Here is a 19,245-nt window from a genome sequence, read left to right as displayed (position 1 = left end):
GTCCTTCTTAGCAGGAGTGTGCTATGAAACTTTGGTGGCAGAGAGGCTTGCCAAGTAGTCCGCGGCTTTGTCCGGGTACATGAACCAGTCCTGGAATTCCGGCGGGTGGTTGAACCCGTTGGCGAAGCGGTGGGCAATGGCCGGCTCCTGGTTGGCCGCGCCCAGGAGCTCAAGGACGTGCGGCGGGGGAGGGGCCAGGAGGGCATTGGTCCAGTGTGCAACGTGCTGTGCGTAATCCCAATAGCGCTCGAAAGTGGCCTGCATGAAGCGTGCATCGAAAGCGCCACCGCCGTGCCCGATGATGCTGTCCAGGTAGGACGCCGCGCATTTGCTTGCATTGTTGGAGCCCTGCCCGGTGATGGGATCGTTCAACACCACGACGTCGGCCAGTCCAAGTACCTGCCGGCCACTCGGCAGCGTGGCAATCGGGTGGCGGACGGTCGGCGCAAACCTGCCTTGGAGGACGCCGTTGGGATCGGTGAGTTCCACATCCGTGGCGCGTTCCGCCTCCCAGGGCAGGAAGGTCTTCAGGATGTTCTTGGAGTTCTCCAGATGTTCCTCGGGAGTGAGCCCCTTCCACGTGTCCATGGGCCCGCCGGGAACGCCTTCGAAGACCATGATCTCGCAGGGGCCGGTGGTGGTGAGCGCGGGGAACACGAAGTACTCACCAACGCCGGGGATGACATTGAACGAGACAGCCGAGTACTCTTCGCGGGGCTTGAGGCCCTTCACGTAGGTCAATGCCAAGGCGCGCTGTGGGGCGTCGTAAGTGCTGCGCTCGGCGTCGCGGGTAAACAGCTGCGCGATTTCGCCCTTGCCAGCGGCCACAATCACCAGCTCGGAGTTCTGCGTGTACTTCTCCAATTCGGCTACGCCGGCGTCTTCGAAGACCAGTTCGCCGCCGCGTGCGGTGAACTCCTCCATGAATCGCGGGAACTTCACGCGCTGGTCGATGGACTTGGCGTGGTTATCCAGGCGGGAGGCCCAGCTAATGACCTTCTCGCCAGGCACTTCGGGGTGGGGGATGGTGAACGAGATGCCGTCCACCGTGGGGGCATCTGGCCAGAAATCAAGGCCAAGCGCCCGCTCGTGTTCCAAGGCGTTGTGGAAGATGCATTGGCTGGAGGCAACCTTGCCTTCGTGAATTTCCTCGGGCGTGCGGTTGGAAACAGTGGTCACCTGGAATCCTGCATCCAGCAGTCCGATACCCAGCTGCAGGCCGGACTGGCCGGCGCCGACGATGGTGATGTGGCGTTGCGTCATGGTGTTGCCCTTCTCTGGAGTGTGGTGAAGCTTGGTGTCAGTTGGCGGCCAGCAGTGGAATGGTTTCTTCGGCGCGCTCAGGACCCAGGGCGGAATAGCCGCCGTCCACCGCCCAGTCGGCACCGGTCACGAAACTTGCTTGGTCGCTGGCGAGGAATGCGACGACGTCACCCACCTCGTGGGGGCGGCCGACGCGCTTGAGGGCGTGGAACGGGGCTGCGACGGAGTCTGTCTTGTCGATATCCCCGTTGCTGAGGGAGTCCATGATGTTGCTCCATACCCAACCGGGGCTGATGGAGTTCACCCGGATGCCGTCCGCTGCGAAATCCACGGCCATGCTGCGGGTGATCTGGACCAGGGCCGCCTTGCTGGCGGGGTAGAGCCAGCGGCCGGTCTGCGCCACCGAGCTGGAGATGGAGGTGAAGTTGATGATCGCGCCATGTCCGGAGGCCTTGAGGTAGGGCCGGGCTTCGTTGCTGGCCACCACTGCGCTCACGAGGTTGACGTTGAGCGCCTCGAGCCAGTCGGCGCGGCCGGACGCGGCGCCGTCGTCCTTGTACGTGCAGGCGAGGTTCACCAGGATGTCCAAGCCTCCATGCGTGGCTACAGTCTGGCTGAGGAGCGCGTTCACGGCGGCATCTTCGGTGATGTCTGTGTGGGAGTAGTGGATTCCTTCCCCCAACTCTTTGGTGAGGGCGGCGCCGTCGGGAGCTATATCCGCAACCACCACCTTGGCCCCGGCGTCCCGCAGGGCGGTCACCACGCCCTGCCCCACCTTGGTTGCCCCACCGGTGACAATCGCTGTCCTGCCGTCGAGTCCTGACATGGTCCAAGCCTTTCCCGTACTTGTGATGTTGAAGAAATGTGACGTGCGTCATGGTTATTCCATAAGTGACTCTAGGCAGCCGCTGTAAGCCGGGCTATCCACAAGGCGCAGGGGTCATCCGAATTGCGCAGGGTCTTCCTCTTCCTCGTGCCAACCGACCCAAGCCGCGGAGGTGAGTTGAGCCTCTTTGGCTCGGAGTTCCGCCGCCCAGAGTTCGAAGTGGGTTCGGTCCCATTCGTCCCGCCGGTCGTGTACGAGCTTGATGTTCTTCACCGGTCCTCACCTCGCTTTCGCTGCTGTTATCGTGATGTGAGCTGCGTCATACTTGTCTTAACAGCGACTCTAGGTGGCGGCTGAAATCCGGAATATCCACGTTGCGCGAGGATCATCCGATAAGCGCAGAAGTGTGGAGTGGGTGCCCAAATGGTGAAGATTCTTCCCCGTGACGTACTGCGGGGACGGCCAACGATGGCCACAACCGACGTGGACGAGGCGCACGCCAAGATCGCCGAGCTGTTCTGCAGCCATGAGCTCGCGCCACGGACCCGGACGTCATCGGTGGACATGAAGCTGCGTTCCCTGCATCGGGGCGACGTGGGGATTGAGTTCCTGGACTATGGCGCGGACGTCCGCATCGACCCTGAGGGCCTGCAGGATTTCCATTTAGTGCAGATTCCGCTGGCCGGGCACGCGTCCATGCAAGTTGGTGCGAGCACCGTTGAATCCAGCCCGCGCATGGCGACTGTTCCGCCGATCGACCGGCCGTTCTCCATGAGCTGGGACGGTGGCAGTCCTCATCTCATCGTCTATGTAAGGCGAACAGCGCTGGAGCGGGTTGCCGAGCAGCTGTATGGCGAAAGCGCTGTGGACCTTGGCTACGGCATGGACCTTTCAGGTGCTGCCGGCCGCGCGTTCCTGAGGTCCGTCGTCGAGCTTCATGACGACCTGATTGGCCAGCCACAGTCCACGGCCCCCGCGTTTGTACAGGGGTTGCTGGCGGACAGCATGGTGTCCCGCCTGTTAATGGCGATGCAGCCGCCCTCTGGGGAGCTCCGGAACGCGGAAGCGGAGGGCCGTCTGGTCCGTGAATGCCGCGAACTGCTGGAGCGCCACGCCACGGAGGAACTCACCGTGCCGGACATTGCTGAGTGCCTGGGGGTTTCGGTCCGGACCTTGCAGACCGCGCTTCGGGCCGAAACCGGGGCGACGCCGTCGGACCTGCTGCGGACTATCCGGCTGGATCGAGCCCGCGAGATGCTGCTGGAAGCAAGCCCGCGCGAGCAGACGGTCACGACCGTCGCGGAGCTGTGCGGCTTCACCCATCAGGGGCGCTTCTCCGCGCTGTATCTGAAGACCTTCGGGGAGTTGCCGTCGGAAAGTCTGCGGCGCTAACTACGCCTCCAACACGTACGTCTTCAGGTCGTCCAGGGTCTGCTGCATGTGGGCGTCCATCGCGAGCCGGGCTTCATTGGGATTGCGGGATTCCAGGGCCGCGGCGATCTTCCGGTGATGGCCGATGGCATGTTCCTGGATTTCCGGGAAAGCGGAGGTCTCCGTGCGTCGGGCCTCCAGGACGCGGTGCAGTGGCTCGAACAGCACGGCCACAAACACATTGCCGGAAGCGTGGAGGATCACGTCGTGGAAGGCCAGGTCGGCTTCCACGAACCCGGCAAGGTCATTGACTTCGTGCGCGGACTGCATCTTTTCCACGTGCTCTTTGAGTGCCGTGAGCTCAGCGTCGGAGATGCGTTCGGCGGCCAGTTCGCAGGCTCCCGTCTCGAGCATCCGCCGCAGCTCGATCAACTGTATGGCTGCGGCTGCGTCTTTGGTACCCTCCGAGGCAGCGCGCAAGACTGCTTCCAGTGAAGCCCACTGATTCAGGGGGTTAACGAATGTTCCGCGGCCTCGCTCCACGCTGAGGATCCGCTGAGCTTCCAGGGTCTTCATGGCTTCACGCACGGTCATGCGGCTCACCTCATGCTTGGCGCTGAGCTCAAGCTCGCCCGGGACCACCGTTCCGGGCGGAAACTCGCCCGCCACGATCCTGTCCAGCAACTCATCAGCTACGACGCCGACCAGCGACTTGCGTGCCATATATCCCCATTCCCTGTACTTCAGACCGCCCGGCGGCCCTTGGATTTTCCCCCGGGACCGGATGGTTGTCAGACATCTTACGCTGGCGGTGGCCAGCTCGTTCTCCAAAACTTATGCAACGCCTCGGCGCATTCCTGCGGCTGCTCCCAGTGGACGCTGTGGCCCGCCCCGGGAATGGCCTTGAGCTGCCGATTCGGGCTGGCTTCCACGAACGCGGCCATTTGCTCGATGGGTCGCACGCGGTCGCCGGTTCCGGCGATGACCAGCAGCGGCGCGTGAACGCGCCCGGGCACTGAAGGTTCGACGCCGGTCATGGCCGCCAATGCGCTGGCGGACAGCACCGGGAAGGGCGCGTCGAAACCCTTGCTGAGCAACTCCATATCTTCGTCCGGCAAGGTCCCGTACCAGGCGCCCATGAGTTTGGCCTTGGTGCCGGCGTCGAAGAACCCTTGTTCCAGCTGCGACACGAGGAGGTTCTTGAAGCCCTCATTTTGAGGAGCCGGAACCATTCCCACCAGCGTCACCGTGGCCACAAGCTCCGGGCGGGCTGCGGCCAGGGTCAGCGAGACGCTGCCGCCCATGGAATGTCCCACCAAATGCACGGGACCGCCACCTCGGGCGTCCAGGGCTGCAGCTACCGAAGCGGCCGCGGTGTCCAGCGTCCATTCGAAATCCAGCGGCAGCTCCTGCCTTGGGTGATAGCCCGGAAGGTCGACTATCCACACTGTCCGGCCGCCGTCGAGCAGCTTCTCCACTAACGGTTCCCAATAAGCGGAACCCGATGCCCAGCCGTGGATCAGCACCGCTGGTACAGCGTCCGTAACAAGCGTGGGCGTTCGAACGTCCACAAACGGAAGCGGAACCGCGCTGTCAGCCATGCCCCCAGCCTAGTGATCCGGGGCACCTTGCGCGGTGAAGAGCCGTGTGTCACACTAGCATTCAAATGTTAGATGTCTGACATCTTACATTCACTTAACCGCAACAGAGATTTCCCACGATGGAGTGCACAGTGACCCTTGAAGCCGACGTACTGGCCGCTTTCCCGGCGGAAGTCCAGATTCCTGCTCAGTTGGTTGCGGACGCCGTTGCGGCGTCGTCGGCAACGTCCCCCCGCGTCCTGGTAGTCCTCGACGACGACCCCACCGGCACGCAGTCCGTTGCGGATCTTGCTGTCCTCACCCGCTGGGACGTCGCGGACTTTGTGTGGGCGTTTACCCATATCCGCGAGAACCAGACCAAGCCCGCTGTCTACGTCCTCACCAACACCCGCAGCTTGGATCCGGCAGAAGCCGCCGCCCGCAACGAGGAAATCGTGCGGAACGCCCTTGAGGCAGCAGCCGGCACCGGTGCTGGTCCTCGGCTGCGCCTGGGTTTCGTCAGCCGCAGCGACTCCACCCTCCGCGGACACTACCCGCTGGAGCCGGACGTCATCGCCGCCACCGTGGCTGCTGAAACCGGCGAAACCACCGACGGCGTGGTGATCGTTCCAGCCTTCCCCGACGCCGGACGCGTCACCATTGGCGGAGTGCACTACATGCGGGGCGACGCCGGCACCCTCACCCCCGTGGCCGAAACGGAATTCGCCAAGGACGCGAGCTTCGGTTTCGCCAATTCAGAGATGGCCAAGTACGTGGAGGAAAAGTCGCAGGGCCGATTCCCCGCCAGCGACGTGATCGTCCTGGACCTCAACATCATCCGCGCGGGCGCCTCCGCCCAAGACCCCGCCATCTCCGCGAAGGCCATCGCTGACGCCCTCGAGTCCGCCACCGACTCCACGCCGATCGTGGCCGACATTGTCACCGAGAACGACTTCCGCGCACTGGCCCTTGGCCTCGAAGAAGCGGAACGCCGGGGCAAGAAGCTCCTCTACCGCGTAGGTCCGCCGTTCGTGCGTGGACGCATCGGCCAGGAGATCCGCACCGCGCTGACCTCCGAAGAGGCCTTTGCAGGCAACACTCCCTCCGCAGCCGGCGGCTTGATCGTGGTGGGTTCCCACGTGGGCGTCACCACCCGGCAGCTCAACGACCTCACGGCACAGCACAGCTCGGCGAGGACCATCGAAATCGACGTCGAGAAGCTCATTGCCGGAACCAAAACCCAGGGCGAAGCAGAAGCCGACGCGTACATCGGAACCGTTGTGTCCGACGTCGTGGACGCCCTCCGCAGCGGTGACGTGATCGTCCACACCAGCCGACTGCTCATCAAGACCGACGACGCCGCAGCGAGCCTGAAGATCGCCCGCACCGTCTCCGCCGCCGTCGTGGCCGTTGTAAACCGCACCCTGAAGAGCTTCCCGCCGCGCTTCGTCATCGCCAAGGGCGGCATCACATCCTCGGACGTGGCCGCCCACGGCCTGGAAATCCGCCACGCGATCGTCCGCGGCCCCATGCTCCCGGGCATCGTCTCACTGTGGGAGCCGGTGGACGGTCCCGCAAAGGGTATCCCGTACATCGTCTTCGCCGGCAACGTGGGCGACGACCAATCCCTGACCCAGGTCACCCGCAAGCTCAGCGCAACCTTCTAACAGCCAAAATTCAATGGAGAACACCATGACCAGCAGCAACTACACCGTCACCGTCCTGGGCCTTGGTGCCATGGGCCTGCCCATGGCAACCCGGCTCGCGTCCGAGCTGACCGTGCACGGCTTCGACATTGCAGAGCCCCGTCTGGAACTCGCCGCCGCAGCAGGCATCAAGACCTTCGCCTCGGCCCGAGAAGCGTCCCAGGACGCCGACGCCCTGCTCCTGGCGGTCCGCAACGGCGAGCAACTCAACGATGTCCTCTTCGGCGAGAACGGCGTGGCCCCGGTACTGAAGCCGGGCGCCGTCGTAATTCTCGGCAGCACAGTGGGCACCGAAGCCATCCCGGCAACGGTCGCCAAGCTGGCCGAGTACGGAGTTTCTCTGGTTGACGCTCCGCTGTCCGGCGGCCCCAAGCGTGCCGGTGAAGGTGACCTGCTGATCGTGGTGGGCGCCGAGCCCGAGGCCCTCGAAAAGGCACGTCCGGCACTGGAACTGCTGGCCTCCACCTTGAGCATCGTGGGCGACAAGCCCGGCGACGGTCAGGCACTCAAGACCGTCAACCAGCTCCTATGCGGCGTGCACATCGCCGCCGCTGCGGAGGCCATGGCCCTCGCCGATGCCCTCGGCCTGGACCAAGCGAAGACCCTCGCCGCCCTCGAAGCCGGAGCCGCCGGATCCTTCATGCTCTCCAACCGCGGCCCGCGCATCCTTGAGGCCTACACGGAAGACGGCGCCGAGGTCCTCAGCCGCCTGGACATCTTCGTCAAGGACATGGGCATCGTGGGCAAGGCAACCCGCGCCGCCGGCCTCGCCGCACCCGTTGCCGCTGCCGCTGAACAGCTGTACTTGCTCGGCCAGGCCCAGGGCCTCGCCGCTGCAGACGACTCCGCCGTCATCAAGGTTGTCGCGCCCGCCAAGCGCACCGCCTAACCTCCCGGGAGTTTTTGTACACCTAACGCCCTCATGAGCCCCTCTGAAGGGCATTAGCTGTACAAAAACTCCACACCCCCCAACAAGTAACCTCCGCCGGTCTTCCCTAGACTGGTATGTCAAAGGAGACACCCCCCAATGAATCCCCTCGTGAACTCGCTGATGGTCCGGGCGGCCGACGCCCCCGCCATCAAGCCCGCAGTGGAGCTGGGAACACCCCTTCTGCTGACCATCGCTGCCGCAGGCATCGCCCTGTTGCTGGTGCTGATCATCCGTTTCAAGATCCAGGCATTCGTTGCCCTGCTCGCAGTCAGCATCCTGGTAGGCGTTGCGGCCCAGATTCCGCTCAAGGACATCTTCACCGTGGTAACCAACGGCGTCGGCAGCACCATGGGCAAGGTCGCATTGCTGATTGCCCTCGGCGCCATCCTGGGACGGATGATCGAAGTTTCCGGCGGTGTGCAGTCGCTGGCCACCCACTTCACTGAGAAGCTTGGCGCCAAGCGTGTTGCCGTCGCGTTGACCGCAGTCGGCTTCCTCGTGGCGATCCCCGTCTTCTTCGAGGTGGGCGTGATCGTCCTGGTCCCGATCGTCTATGCCTTCGCGAAGATCGCCAACGTCCACCCGATCAAGTTCGGCCTGCCCATGGCCGGCATCATGCTGTCCATCCACGTTGCAGTTCCGCCGCACCCGGGCATCGTGGCAGGCGCCGGCGTCTTCGGCGCTGACATCGGACTCATCACGATGATCTCGCTGATCATCTGCATCCCCCTTGGCTTCCTGTCCTACTGGGTTGCCAGCATCATGAACCGCAAGGACTACGAGCTTCTCCCCGGCGTGAAGCAGCAGGTTGAAGAGTTTGGTTCCGATTCCCTTGTCCACGTGGGCCACGACGGTCCCGGCGCCCGTGCCATCGCCCCTCCGCGTCCCGGCTTGATTATGTTCCTGATCGCCGCTCCGATCGTCCAGATCCTCCTCGGCACTGTCGGCACTCTGACCATCGCCAAGGACAACTACTGGTACGGCGTGGCCGCGTTCATCGGCAACCCGTTCTTCGCCCTTCTCGTGGCCGTTGCACTCTCCTTCTTCCTGCTGGCCGTCCGCCGCAACTGGTCCCTGAAGGAAACCGGGGAAATCTTCGAAGGCGCACTGCCTCCCATCGCGTCCATCCTCATGGTGGTGGCAGCCGGCGGCGTGTTCGGTGAAGTCCTCCGCACCTCCGGCATCGGAGCCGCACTCTCCCACACCTTGGACAGCCTCGGCCTGCCGGTGATCGTGCTCGGCTTCATCATCTCGCTGGCCTTGCGCGCAGCACAGGGTTCGGCGACCGTCGCCATCGTGACAACCACCGGCCTGCTGACCTCTGCCGTGATGGAAGGTGGCTACACGCCCGCCCAGATCGCCGTGATCGTCATCGCCATCGGCTTTGGTTCCCTCGGCCTGTCCCACGTGACTGATGCCGGCTTCTGGACCGTGATCCGTTACTACGGCCTCACGGTTTCCGACGGCCTCAGGACCTGGACCGTCCTCACCACCATCCTGGGCCTGGCTGGCTTCGCCCTGACCTACGTGGCGTGGATCCTGGTAGGAGGGCTGGCCCACTAATGCGCGCCAAACTCGATCAGCTAGTCAACTCAGCCCTATCCTCCCGCTCCGCTGTTCCGGCCTTTACCTGCTACGACTTCACCACCGCGCTTGCTGTTGTTTCGGCGGCGGAGGAAGCCCGGCTCGGCGTGATCCTGTTGGTGGCTCCGAAGACCGCGTCCACACCCAATGGACTGCGCCTCATTGCAGCCCTCCGTGGTCTGGCGGACTCCGCCAGCGTCCCGGTCTCCGTCCAGCTGGACCACGCTTCGGATCTGAACGTCATCCGTGACTCCGTGGCGGCTGGCGCAGATGCGGTCTTGGCTGACGGGTCGTCGCTGCCCTACGAGGACAACATCGCTTTGGTCCGCGAAGTCCGTGCCGCGCTGGACGCCCAAGGTGCAGCCGACGTCGTGCTTGAAGCGGAGCTGGGCGGCCTTGCGGGCGATGAGGACAAGGCGTTCGGTGCCGAAGATGCAGCGCACGACGCCGGCGGTTCGGTTGCGGGGCTCACCAACCCCGCGCAGGTGGCCGAATTCGTGGAGCGAACGGGTGCGCAGTTGCTGGCCGTGGCCGTGGGCAACGTGCACGGCAAGTACAAGGGCGAGCCCAACATTCGCTGGGACGTGCTGCAGGATGTCGCTGCACGGACCGGGGTTCCTCTGGTACTCCACGGCGCTTCCGGCATCCCTGCCGACGAGTTGGCGAAGGCTCCCTCCCTGCAGGTTGGCAAGGTGAACTTCAACACTGAGCTGCGCACGGGAATTCTGTCCACCTTGGAGGCCGAAACCGCGGCACACCGGGCCGACGGGGAGAATCTCCAAGGCCTGTTGGCCCTGTGGAACAGTTCGGCGGGTACCTTCGCAGGCGCAACCCTGGCGCTGCTCACCGCCTAGGTCCTGCGCGGCACCCAAGCCCGGGAACACAGGGAGGCTAGGATCAAACCATGATCCTGGCCTCCCTGATTTTTGCCCTGATTGCGGCATTGCTGCACGTCTATATCTTCACCATGGAGTCCATTACGTGGACCAAGCCCAAAACCTGGAAAACCTTTAGCATCACCTCGCAGGCCGACGCGGAAACCACCAAATCACTCGCGTACAACCAGGGCTTCTACAACTTGTTCCTGGCCATCGGTGCGCTGGTCGGTATCATCGCCGTCTGGGCTGGGTCGCCCCAGGTTGGTTGGACCCTGGTGTTCAGCAGCTGCGGTTCCATGCTCCTGGCCGCCCTGGTTCTTGCTGCCAGCGGCAAGAAGTACCTCCGTGCGGCCACCATCCAAGGCGCAACGCCCCTGCTCGCCGTCGTGCTCGGCGTGCTGGCCGTGACGCTGAATAATTAGCAACGTTGAAGGCCCGCTATTCCGTTGCCAACCAGCGACGGAATAGCGGGCCAACGACGTGAATTTGGCTAGTGTTCCGGCGGACCAGCCTGGGCTGCGGCCTCGTCCATCCACAGGACTTCCCAGTGGTGGCCATCCAGGTCACGGAACGCCCGGCTGTACATGAAGCCGAGGTCCTGGGCGTCGTAAGTCTCCGAGCCGCCGGCCTCAAGCGCCTTGGTGGCCAGCGCATCCACGTCTTCACGGCTGTCGGCCGAAAGGGCAACGATGGCCGCCGTCGAGTTCCGGGTGTCCGCAATGGGCTGCTTGGTGAACTCGCTGAACTTGGCGTGCGTCAGGAGCATGGCGTAGATGGTGTCGCTGAACACCACGCAGGCGGCGGTTTCGTCGGTGAAGTTCGGGTTGATGGTGTAACCAAGCGCTGTGTAAAAGGCCTTGGACGCTTCAAGGTCGCTGACGGGCAGGTTTACGAAAATGGACGTAGTCATGCGTCTGATCCTGCCGGTGATTCGATGCCTCGTCCAGAGTCAATTTTGGGGGTGTCGTCCCTCCACAGCGGCAGCGGCACCACCCTCAGGCTGCGTCCGGATTCATCAAGGACATGGCCGAGCCGCTTGTACGTCCGGACCACTGCTTGCCGTGAGATGACCGAGCTGCCGGGTGCCCGCTCGGCCAGTTCGCGTTCGTACCCCTGAACTTCCAGGTAGTCACGGACCCAGAGGGTGACCAGCAAGTTCTGTGCCCCCAGGACCTGTGCACTCAACCGGCAGTTCCCCAGCGCGGCGAAGTAGCGGCCGACGTCGTCAACGTACTGGGCAGGGACATTGAGAACCAGGGTCACTTCGCGCAGTCCTTGCTGGGCGGACGTGGAGGTATCGCAGCGCAGCGTGATGTAGCCGGTGGCGAGGAACCGCTCCACCCGGCGCCGTGCCGTTTGGGGTGAGACGCCGCAAGAAGCTCCCAGTTCCGCCCAACTGGCGCGGCCATCCTTGGCAAGCTCCTCCAGCAAAGCTGCATCCAAGTTGTCGGGGGAGTAAGCCGCCTGCTCAGGCAGTGGCTCCGCCAGCACCAGTCGTGCCCGCGCAGGTTCCAGCGTGCCGCTGCGCCATTCCGAAGCTTGGCGGTAGAGCCTGGTGACAAAGACCACCTCGCGATGCGTGACGCCGGGCAGCCCCGGAAAGGAGCCAGTGACGATATCCATGAGTTCTTCGTGGCTGGAGGCAAAGCAGTCCACAAAGAGGTCATGCGAACCAGTGACCAGCGAGACCGTGCCAAACGCCGGCTCGGCGCAGAGGTGCTCGATGAGGGCCTCGCTGTCGCTGGGCACCGAGGAGAGGTGGATGAACGCCGACCAGCCTGAACTGAGGTAGCGCTGGCCGGGAGCAGGCGTGATCCAGGCCTGGCCCTGCGCTGCGAGGGCATTCCATCGCCGTGCGACCGTCGGTCCGGACAGGCCCAAGGCGTCCGCGATCCGGCTCCATTCGGCCCGCGGGTTGATCTGCAGGGCGTTCACGATTTCGAGGTCCAACTCAGAAATCATGGCTGATTCGTTCATCATTACCTGCTTGAAGTGGGTTTTGAACAATTCCACAGTCAGTGTAGACGGCGGTCATAACGTTGTGACTCGCATCACCACTCAGCCGCACGCGCAGGCCGAAGAGGCGCAAGCCAAAGACCCGTAGGCCAAAAACCCGTAGGCTCAAGACACCAAGGAAGCACATGGCAAGCAACACAGCACCGCCAGCGACGTCAGCGAAGACTCGCCGCACCATTGCAGGGATGATCCTGGCAATGGCATTGATTGAGTCGCTCAGCGGCGTCACGCAGGGCTATCTCAACCCCATCCTCCCCGCCTTGGGGCCGGTCTTCGAGATCGACGATCCCACCATCAACGGCATCTTCCTTATCTCCAACGTCAGTTTTGCGGTGCTCACCCCGATCATTTCGAGGCTTGGTGACAGCTACGGCTACAGGCTGGTGCTGCGCTGGTCCACTGGGGTGGTGACGCTCGGTGTGCTGCAAATGGCGCTGTGGCCGTCGCTGTGGACAGTGACTCTGGGCGTCGTCATGCTCACGTGCGTGGTGGGGTTCATCCCGTTGATGATGGGAATCCTTCGCGTCACCAGCCCTGCGCAGACCCGGACCGGCGTCAGCGTCATGATCGGCATGCTCATGATCATGGTGGGAGCCGGCGGACTTCTGGCGGGGATTGTGGGCGTCACCGATCCGACGCTCGGCTTCTGGGTCGCCGTGCCGTTCGCGGTGGTCGCCTTTGTCTGTTCGTTCTTACTGCCCGACGCCGGGGTCCCGACTCGTGAGGGCATCGCCCTTGCGCCGTTGTTGGCTTGCTCTCTCGGTCTGATTGGGTTTGTGATTGCACTCTCCATGGCGCCCGAATGGGGCTGGCTGGACGCCCGCACGCTCACAGCCGGTTTACTGGGGCTTGCCCTGTTGGCCTACTGGGCTAGGCGCGATTTCAGCTCCACCCGGGGCAGGCGGTTCATGGACCTGCGCATGTTGGCCCTTCCGCGCATCCGCGCAATTTCGCTGGCCACGTTCTTTTTCGGCTTTGCGTCCATCAGCTACTTCGGAACCAACGGCATCTTCCTGCACTCCAACCCGGACAAGACGGGCTACGGGTTCGGCTTGAGCCCGCTCATGATCGCGATCGTCCTGGCCTTGGCTTCGGTTTTGTCACTGGTTTCCTCGCTCCTCACAGCGAGGGCCCTCCGGCAGTTCGGAGAGCGCGCCACTCTGGTCTTCGCAGGCGTCCTGCTGGCCGCCGGATTCCTCGTGATGTTGCTCGCCCACAGTTCGCTTGCCGGGTACTGCCTCGGATTCGCGATGTTCAACCTGAGCCTGGGCATGTATCAGGCGGGCACGCGCGCACTGTCCGTTGAGGGCGTTCCCTTGGCTGAAACCTCGACGGCGGCCGGGCTGAACGAGTTGGCGTTGTCCGTGGGTATCGCGGTGGGGGCCGCCGTGGTGAAGCTGATCTCCTCCGCGTCAGCTGAAGCGGGACACATCACCGAAACCGGGTTGTTCTCCATCTGGGCAGCCTTGGCAGTTGCGGCCCTGGTGGCTGCGGCAGCCAGCGCCAGCTACCCCAAGCGCCAGGCCGCCGAGGTGACGGGACGATGACCGGGCTCAACAGCGTTAGCCGCGGCACCGCCGTCGTACCCGCTTCCCCGGACGAAATCCTGGGCCTGCTGGAAAGCGCGGTCCAGCGCTGGAAGCCGAACATCCTCGACCTGAGCCACGCCATCCATGCCGACCCGGAGCTCGGCGGCCAGGAGTTCCGGGCCGTCAAACGCGTTCGGAGGGTGCTGCAGGGGGCGGGCTTCAGTTTCGACGAGATACAGCCTGCGCAGCCCACCGCGTTCAGCGCCCGCTTCGGATCTGGTGAGTTGGTGGTGGCGCTGTGCGTGGAATACGACGCCCTGCCTGCCATCGGCCACGCCTGTGGCCACAACGTGAATGCGGCCAGCGCCGTGGGAGCGGCGCTGGCACTTGCAGCCGTCGCCGAGCGACTGGACATCACCGTGAAAGTGTTGGGAACACCCGCGGAAGAGACCACCGGCGGCAAAGTGGACCTCATCGACGAAGGGTTCTTCGGCGACGTGTCCATGGCCATGATGGCGCACGCCGCGGCAAGCGATGTTGTGGGCGGTTCGTCGCTTGCCATGGGCATGTGGGATGTACTTTTCGAGGGCCGCCCCGCGCACGCCGCCGCGGCTCCGTCGGAGGGCGTCAATGCCCTCGATGCCCTTGTGATCGCGCAGACGGCCATCGCCCTGGCTCGTCAGCAACTTCCTGCGGGATCCATCGTTTCGCTGGTGGTCACCGAAGGTGGGAGCGCGGTGAACGTTATCCCGGAGCGCGCCCGCGCGAACATCGAAATGCGCGCTCCCAGTCTCGAAAACCTGAAGATCATCCAAAACAAAGTGCGGCGTTGCCTGGAAGGTGGAGCCCACGCCAGCGGATGCACGCTCCAAGTGACGCCCTCCGGCAACGCGTATGCCGAACTGCGCCAGGATGCGTTCCTCTCGGAGGCCTACCGGGATGCCATGACGGCCAGGGGCAGGGAAGTCGCTTTCAGCGCCGAGCCCGTGGCTTCGACCGACATGGGCAACGTCTCCCGAGTTGTACCGAGCATCCACCCCATGGTCGGCTACGACGTCCGTGGCGCCGCGCATCACACTGCAGAGTTCGCTGCCTTCGGGGCATCGGCGGGAGCCGATAAAGCGGTTCTTGACGGATCCTTCGGATTGGCGGCGGCAGCATGCGCCGCTGCCCTGGACCCGGCTCAAAGGGAGCGTCTCCTCCGAACGTAGCCGCCGCAAGGGCCAGCCTGCTGGCTCCATTGACCGCCCGGGCGGACAATGGAGTCAGCACGCGGGCGCGTGCCTTGTAGGGAGAGCCATGGAGCGGGACACGTTTCCTGCGGTCAGCCGGCCGACGGCTGCGCAGAGGGATCCGGCGATCGACCTTGTCCGCTTCACCTGCCTCCTCGTGGTGGTGGCCGCCCACTGCATGATGGTCAGTCCGGTCCTTCACAAGGACGGGACGGTCACCACGGAGAACGTGCTCATGGAGCAAGGCTGGTTCACCCCCGTGGCCTGGGTGCTCATGATCGTCCCCCTGTTCTTCGTGCTGGGTGGCGTCACCGGGCTGCAGTCGTGGCGACGTTTGAAGGCGCGTGGCGGAACCGGGTTCGACTTCGCGCAACTCCGGCTCCTGAGGCTGGTCCGCCCGGCCATGGCCCTGCTCGCGTTCATGTGGGGCGGGCTGTGGGTCGCGTTGCTGCTTGGTGTCCACCCGCAAGTCATCCAGTTGATGACCGCGGGTGCTGCGATGCCCCTGTGGTTCCTGGCCGCCTACCTCACGGCGCAGCTCAGCGTCCCGGTGATGGCCCGGATGCATGAACGCGCACCTTTGTGGACATTCAGCGCGTTGGTGGCCTTGATCATCACTGTCGATTCCCTCCGCGGCGCCTTTCCCGTGCTCGCGTTCACCAACATGATCTTTGTCTGGTGTGCCGTCCAGCAGTTGGGATTCCTCTTGGCCGACGGCTTCTTCGAGCACCGAAGCCGCACGTGGTTGGTGGGTGTCATCGTCTCCAGCAACCTCCTGTTGGGACTCGTCACCGGTGTGGCTGTGTATCCGGGAAATATGGTGGTGAACATCAATCCACCCAATCTGTGCCTGCTTCTCCTGGGCCTTTCCCAGACGGCGACACTCCAGTTGCTCCACCCGGGAATCCGGTGGCTGGCCGGCCTCCGTTGGATCCAGTCAGTGATTGCCATCGCCGGGCACCGTTCCATGACGGTCTATTTGTGGCATCTTCCCCTGCTGGTGGGGATGACGGGGTTGTTGTTGCTGACGGACCTTCCCAAGCCCATGGCCGGAACGGCGGAGTGGTGGTGGGCGCGGATACCGGTTTTCATCGCTGTGGTCGCACTGCTGGTCCCGGTGGTATTGATTTTTGCTCGCCTGGAGAACCGTCCGACGGCGGCCAGCCACGCGCGCGGCCCGTCGCGTGCCGCTGTGGTGACGGCCGCCGTCGTGGTCTTAATCCCTGTGGCGGACGCCGCCTTCAACGGATTGACGCTGGCTCTGTTGGGTGGGGGAGCGGCCTGCTTCGCCCTGTCGGTCCTGCTTCTCGGCAGGGTTCCGACGCCGGTGCTGCCTCCCTCGGATGAGAAAAGCGCGGAACGGCGGGAGGCTCCGCCGTCTACGTTGCCAGAGCCAGGTTTACGTGCCAATCTCGAAACATGACCGAGTACACGGATTCACTGGCAGAGTCGTTCCGCGCTGGCGTCACTACGGTGCGCAATGACAAATTTCACCGCTATGAGCTTCACGTAGACGGGGAGCTGGCGGTGATTTCGCAGTTCCTCGACAGGCCCGGTCACATCGATTTCATCCACACGGAAACCAAGCCCCAGTTCAATGGACAGGGCCTGGCTAAAGTACTGGCCCACTTTGCCCTTGATGACGTGGTGGCCTCCGGCAAGCGCATCATTCCGCACTGCCCCTACATCGCCGCCTACCTGAAGAAGCACGAGGGGTATGAGCAGGACGTGGATTGGCCCGCCGAGAAGCCGGTGGGCGAACCGGACAACGATTAGCGTGAACTGATCTCACTGGTCCGTCCTGGCCAGCGAACGGGCGCGGCGCCGCGGCAACACAGACGTGACTGCTGTTGAGGTCCAGTAGCCCAGGCCAGGGCGGACCGGGGGAGATGGCCAGTCGTTTTGCGCTCCCGAGAGGGAAACAATTGCGTCGTGTTCGTCCGTAATGTGTTGCCCCAGGCATATTGCCTTGACCTGCATCGCACTGACGAGGCTGCCGCCGTGGACATAGTCTGATGTCCTGACGCGGTAGGAGAAACTTCGCATCAAGGTTTCGCCCGGTGCAAGTGCGGCAACGGCCAGCTCTTCATGGGACGGACTGTGTGTGTAAACCAGTGGCTCCATGGCCTCATTGGTAAATGAACGTGGAATAAGACGAATGTTACGAAGGTGACTTCGGGAATCGTTGCTGATCCAAGCCGTGAAAATGACGGTGTCCCCTGGCGTTGCTGTGGCTTTGTCAGCGCCGTAAATCAAGGTTATGGGCTTGGCCGTTCCGAGCCTCAGCAGGCGTCTTCTGCGAGCATCCGAAATCAGGGAACCACAGGGCCGGGACAAGCCTTGAACGCCTGCGGAGCGTGCAATTTTCGCCAGCGGCGGCTGTCGGGTTGTCTTGACTTTTCGGGGCGATGTGGGCGCATCGGGCTTCATGCCTTGTAGTGACCTAATAAGAGGAATCGTGTCGCCAATAGCGAGGAAATCTTTGTCCTTATAGTCGTAAGTAACCTGAGATTCAAGTCATTGCGTCAAGTAATGTCACACTATTGTTTATGAATCAAGTAATTGCCGCGGATACCGGTGTTTCTTCGGCCGTGGCGATGGCTGCGGAAAGCGATCCCCACATTCTGGACCTGGTCCGCCAAGGGGACACGGACGCATTCGACATTCTCTATCAGCGCCATTTCCAGGTCGCCCAGAGTGTGGCCCGAATGCAGTCCGATAACCCAAGCGATGCCGATGACGTCGTCGCCGAGGCCTTTGCGACCATCTTCCAGGCGCTCAAGGACGGCAAAGGACCAAAGGAGTTTTTTCGCTCCTACTTGTTGACGGTGGTGCGGCGGATGGCCCACGATCGCAACCGCAAGGCCAGTCGCACACAGGCAGCTTCCGACGCAGCGCTGCTGGACTCGCCGGTCCTGGATGACGACCCCGTAATGAGCGACCTCGAGTCGAGCATCATGGCGAGTGCCTTCAAGTCATTGCCTGAGCGGTGGCAGGCCGTGCTGTGGCATCTGGACATCGAAGGGCTGAAACCGGCCGCAGTTGCCCCCTTTGTTGGCTTGACGCCCAACGCAGTTTCCTCATTGGCCATTCGGGCGCGAGAAGGCTTACGGCAGGCCTATCTTCAGCATCACATCAGTCGGGCTGTTGACGAGTCCTGCGATGAATTCGCCGCCCAGCTCGGCAAATACGCGCGGAACGCACTGAAGCGGACATCCATGGAGAAGGTTGCCGGGCATCTGGAGTCCTGTTCCAAATGTACGGCCCTGCTGATCGAACTCAACGACATCCAGGGCGGCATGCGCGCTGTCCTGTTCCCGCTGCTTACCGGCGTTGCATTTTCGCCTGCTCTCGCTGCTGCCTTTGGCTCGGCAGCTACGTCCGCAGGTTCGGCAGCGGCAGGGGGAGGAGCCTTGGGAACCGCTACCAGCACTGGATGGCAGGGAGCCGCCCTATGGAAGGTCGTGGCCGGCTTGGTGCTGGCCGCCGTGACGCTTACCGGGCTCCTGGCTTGGTTCCTTCAGCCCGGCACCGAGTCCGCTGTGAAGGCCGACGCTTCGGCCAACGTACCAACGCCGCCAATCAGGGAAACCCCGGAGCCGAGCGTGCCGCCCCTTGCGTCGCCACTGCCCAACTCAACTCCGCCATCCGATTCCCGCCCGGCACCTGTCACCGAGGTGCCGGCTGAACCGGCGCCGCAAGCACCCGCCGTCGTTGTTCCGGAAAAGCTGCCGCAGCCGCGGCGCGCTGCGGTGGTGGATTCGGGCAGTGTCTCATCGACGACGGCGCCACAGCCTACGGTGGCAACCTCGCCGAGCGCCCGCACGGTGGAGTCGACGTTTTCTTCCGTTCAGGGGTCCAATCTGACGGAGCGGGATCTGAACGTACAGTTTTCGCTGGTTGGCGACAGCGCCTCTACCACTGCAGAGACGGTTTTCACTCTTCCGGATGACGCAACGTTCATCTCCGGGAAGACCGTCGCGCCTGCTGGTTGGGACTGCGGCGCATCGGGTGCGCGCCAGATTCGCTGTACCAGCGGACCGGTGGATTCGACGCAGCTCAGTTTCACCTTGGGAGTTACCGTGCCGGTGAACACTGATCGGGAAACCCTGGACTACCAGTTCAGTGGGCCGGGCATCGTCACCAAGACGTTCGTGAACACCTTTAACTAGAGTCCCGTTTCATCAGGTCTCAGACCTTTTTCAAACTCTCTCAAATTCTCGCGTCACGTTTCGGTAGCTGCCTGCACTGAAGCGGTGGGTCGCTATGTCTCCGCGTCTTCGCTGAAAGACGTTGAGTTTTCCGCGACACGAATCGTCGGCTGCGCGT

Annotated in this window: 19 protein-coding genes; 11 read left to right on the top strand and 8 right to left on the bottom strand. The window is 63.4% G+C overall.

What is annotated here, in order from left to right:
• Nucleotides 1–21 precede the first annotated feature (21 nt).
• The 3 genes from FQP90_RS18975 to FQP90_RS23375 all read right to left on the bottom strand — a co-directional run bounded on the left by FQP90_RS18975 (nt 22) and on the right by FQP90_RS23375 (nt 2,362).
• A complete protein-coding gene (locus FQP90_RS18975) occupies nt 22–1,263 on the bottom strand; it encodes a styrene monooxygenase/indole monooxygenase family protein (protein WP_144652625.1) in 1,242 nt (413 codons plus the stop codon).
• 37 nt (nt 1,264–1,300) lie between these two features.
• On the bottom strand, nt 1,301–2,089 hold the full coding sequence (locus FQP90_RS18970) for an SDR family oxidoreductase (protein ID WP_144652624.1): 789 nt from the start codon (nt 2,087–2,089) through the stop codon (nt 1,301–1,303).
• Nucleotides 2,090–2,203: 114 nt separating this feature from the next.
• Nucleotides 2,204–2,362 (bottom strand): hypothetical protein, encoded by a 159-nt coding sequence (locus FQP90_RS23375; RefSeq protein WP_167510519.1) that lies wholly within the window; start codon nt 2,360–2,362, stop codon nt 2,204–2,206.
• A gap of 195 nt (nt 2,363–2,557) precedes the next feature.
• Here FQP90_RS23375 and FQP90_RS18965 point away from each other — a divergent pair, with 195 nt between their 5' ends.
• Nucleotides 2,558–3,481, top strand: a complete 924-nt coding sequence (locus FQP90_RS18965) for an AraC family transcriptional regulator (RefSeq protein WP_244296858.1) — start codon at nt 2,558–2,560, stop codon at nt 3,479–3,481.
• Here the strand turns inward: FQP90_RS18965 and FQP90_RS18960 are convergent, their stop codons facing one another.
• Both FQP90_RS18960 and FQP90_RS18955 read right to left on the bottom strand, forming a co-directional pair.
• Nucleotides 3,482–4,183, bottom strand: a complete 702-nt coding sequence (locus tag FQP90_RS18960; protein WP_144652622.1) for a FadR/GntR family transcriptional regulator — start codon at nt 4,181–4,183, stop codon at nt 3,482–3,484.
• Nucleotides 4,184–4,260: 77 nt separating this feature from the next.
• Entirely contained in the window at nt 4,261–5,061 is an 801-nt protein-coding gene (locus FQP90_RS18955; RefSeq protein ID WP_144652621.1) for an alpha/beta fold hydrolase, read from the bottom strand.
• A 131-nt stretch (nt 5,062–5,192) separates the two neighbouring features.
• Here FQP90_RS18955 and FQP90_RS18950 point away from each other — a divergent pair, with 131 nt between their 5' ends.
• The 5 genes from FQP90_RS18950 (at nt 5,193) to FQP90_RS18930 (ending at nt 10,561) form a co-directional block, all read left to right on the top strand.
• Nucleotides 5,193–6,707, top strand: coding sequence for a four-carbon acid sugar kinase family protein (locus FQP90_RS18950; RefSeq protein WP_144652620.1), 1,515 nt, complete (start codon nt 5,193–5,195; stop codon nt 6,705–6,707).
• Between the two features lie 25 nt (nt 6,708–6,732).
• Entirely contained in the window at nt 6,733–7,635 is a 903-nt protein-coding gene (locus FQP90_RS18945) for an NAD(P)-dependent oxidoreductase (protein WP_144652619.1), read from the top strand.
• 138 nt (nt 7,636–7,773) lie between these two features.
• Nucleotides 7,774–9,240, top strand: a complete 1,467-nt coding sequence (locus tag FQP90_RS18940) for a GntP family transporter (RefSeq protein ID WP_144652618.1) — start codon at nt 7,774–7,776, stop codon at nt 9,238–9,240.
• Nucleotides 9,240–10,115: a class II fructose-bisphosphate aldolase gene (locus tag FQP90_RS18935; protein ID WP_144652617.1), complete on the top strand. Its 876-nt coding sequence runs from the start codon at nt 9,240–9,242 to the stop codon at nt 10,113–10,115. The genes FQP90_RS18940 and FQP90_RS18935 overlap by 1 nt, the downstream gene beginning before the upstream one ends.
• A 50-nt stretch (nt 10,116–10,165) precedes the next feature.
• Complete coding sequence (locus FQP90_RS18930; protein WP_144652616.1) at nt 10,166–10,561, top strand: DUF1304 domain-containing protein; 396 nt, start codon at nt 10,166–10,168, stop codon at nt 10,559–10,561.
• Nucleotides 10,562–10,629: 68 nt separating this feature from the next.
• On the opposite strand, the gene FQP90_RS18925 is transcribed toward FQP90_RS18930, so the two are convergent.
• Both FQP90_RS18925 and FQP90_RS18920 read right to left on the bottom strand, forming a co-directional pair.
• Nucleotides 10,630–11,049: a VOC family protein gene (locus tag FQP90_RS18925; RefSeq protein WP_144652615.1), complete on the bottom strand. Its 420-nt coding sequence runs from the start codon at nt 11,047–11,049 to the stop codon at nt 10,630–10,632.
• Nucleotides 11,046–12,101, bottom strand: a complete 1,056-nt coding sequence (locus tag FQP90_RS18920; RefSeq protein WP_167510518.1) for an Lrp/AsnC family transcriptional regulator — start codon at nt 12,099–12,101, stop codon at nt 11,046–11,048. Before FQP90_RS18920 ends, FQP90_RS18925 begins: the two co-directional genes overlap by 4 nt.
• 179 nt (nt 12,102–12,280) lie before the next feature.
• On the opposite strand from FQP90_RS18920, the gene FQP90_RS18915 reads away from it, so the two are divergent.
• The 4 genes from FQP90_RS18915 (at nt 12,281) to FQP90_RS18900 (ending at nt 16,692) form a co-directional block, all read left to right on the top strand.
• On the top strand, nt 12,281–13,702 hold the full coding sequence (locus tag FQP90_RS18915; RefSeq protein WP_144652613.1) for an MFS transporter: 1,422 nt from the start codon (nt 12,281–12,283) through the stop codon (nt 13,700–13,702).
• Complete coding sequence (locus FQP90_RS18910; RefSeq protein WP_144652612.1) at nt 13,699–14,895, top strand: amidohydrolase; 1,197 nt, start codon at nt 13,699–13,701, stop codon at nt 14,893–14,895. The genes FQP90_RS18915 and FQP90_RS18910 overlap by 4 nt, the downstream gene beginning before the upstream one ends.
• A gap of 88 nt (nt 14,896–14,983) precedes the next feature.
• Nucleotides 14,984–16,339 (top strand): acyltransferase family protein, encoded by a 1,356-nt coding sequence (locus FQP90_RS18905; RefSeq protein WP_144652611.1) that lies wholly within the window; start codon nt 14,984–14,986, stop codon nt 16,337–16,339.
• Nucleotides 16,336–16,692: a GNAT family N-acetyltransferase gene (locus tag FQP90_RS18900; protein WP_144652610.1), complete on the top strand. Its 357-nt coding sequence runs from the start codon at nt 16,336–16,338 to the stop codon at nt 16,690–16,692. The genes FQP90_RS18905 and FQP90_RS18900 overlap by 4 nt, the downstream gene beginning before the upstream one ends.
• Nucleotides 16,693–16,704: 12 nt before the next feature.
• Here the strand turns inward: FQP90_RS18900 and FQP90_RS23680 are convergent, their stop codons facing one another.
• Nucleotides 16,705–17,040, bottom strand: coding sequence for a hypothetical protein (locus FQP90_RS23680; RefSeq protein WP_244296856.1), 336 nt, complete (start codon nt 17,038–17,040; stop codon nt 16,705–16,707).
• 425 nt (nt 17,041–17,465) lie between these two features.
• Here FQP90_RS23680 and FQP90_RS18890 point away from each other — a divergent pair, with 425 nt between their 5' ends.
• The gene (locus tag FQP90_RS18890; RefSeq protein WP_144652608.1) at nt 17,466–19,088 is read left to right on the top strand and encodes a sigma-70 family RNA polymerase sigma factor; all 1,623 of its coding nucleotides are present in this window, start codon (nt 17,466–17,468) and stop codon (nt 19,086–19,088) included.
• Nucleotides 19,089–19,245: the final 157 nt, after the last annotated feature.

The sequence above is a fragment of the Paenarthrobacter nitroguajacolicus genome, from assembly GCF_007786235.1.
Taxonomy (GTDB): domain Bacteria; phylum Actinomycetota; class Actinomycetes; order Actinomycetales; family Micrococcaceae; genus Arthrobacter; species Arthrobacter nitroguajacolicus_A.
This window is presented reverse-complemented; position numbering and strand designations above follow the sequence as displayed.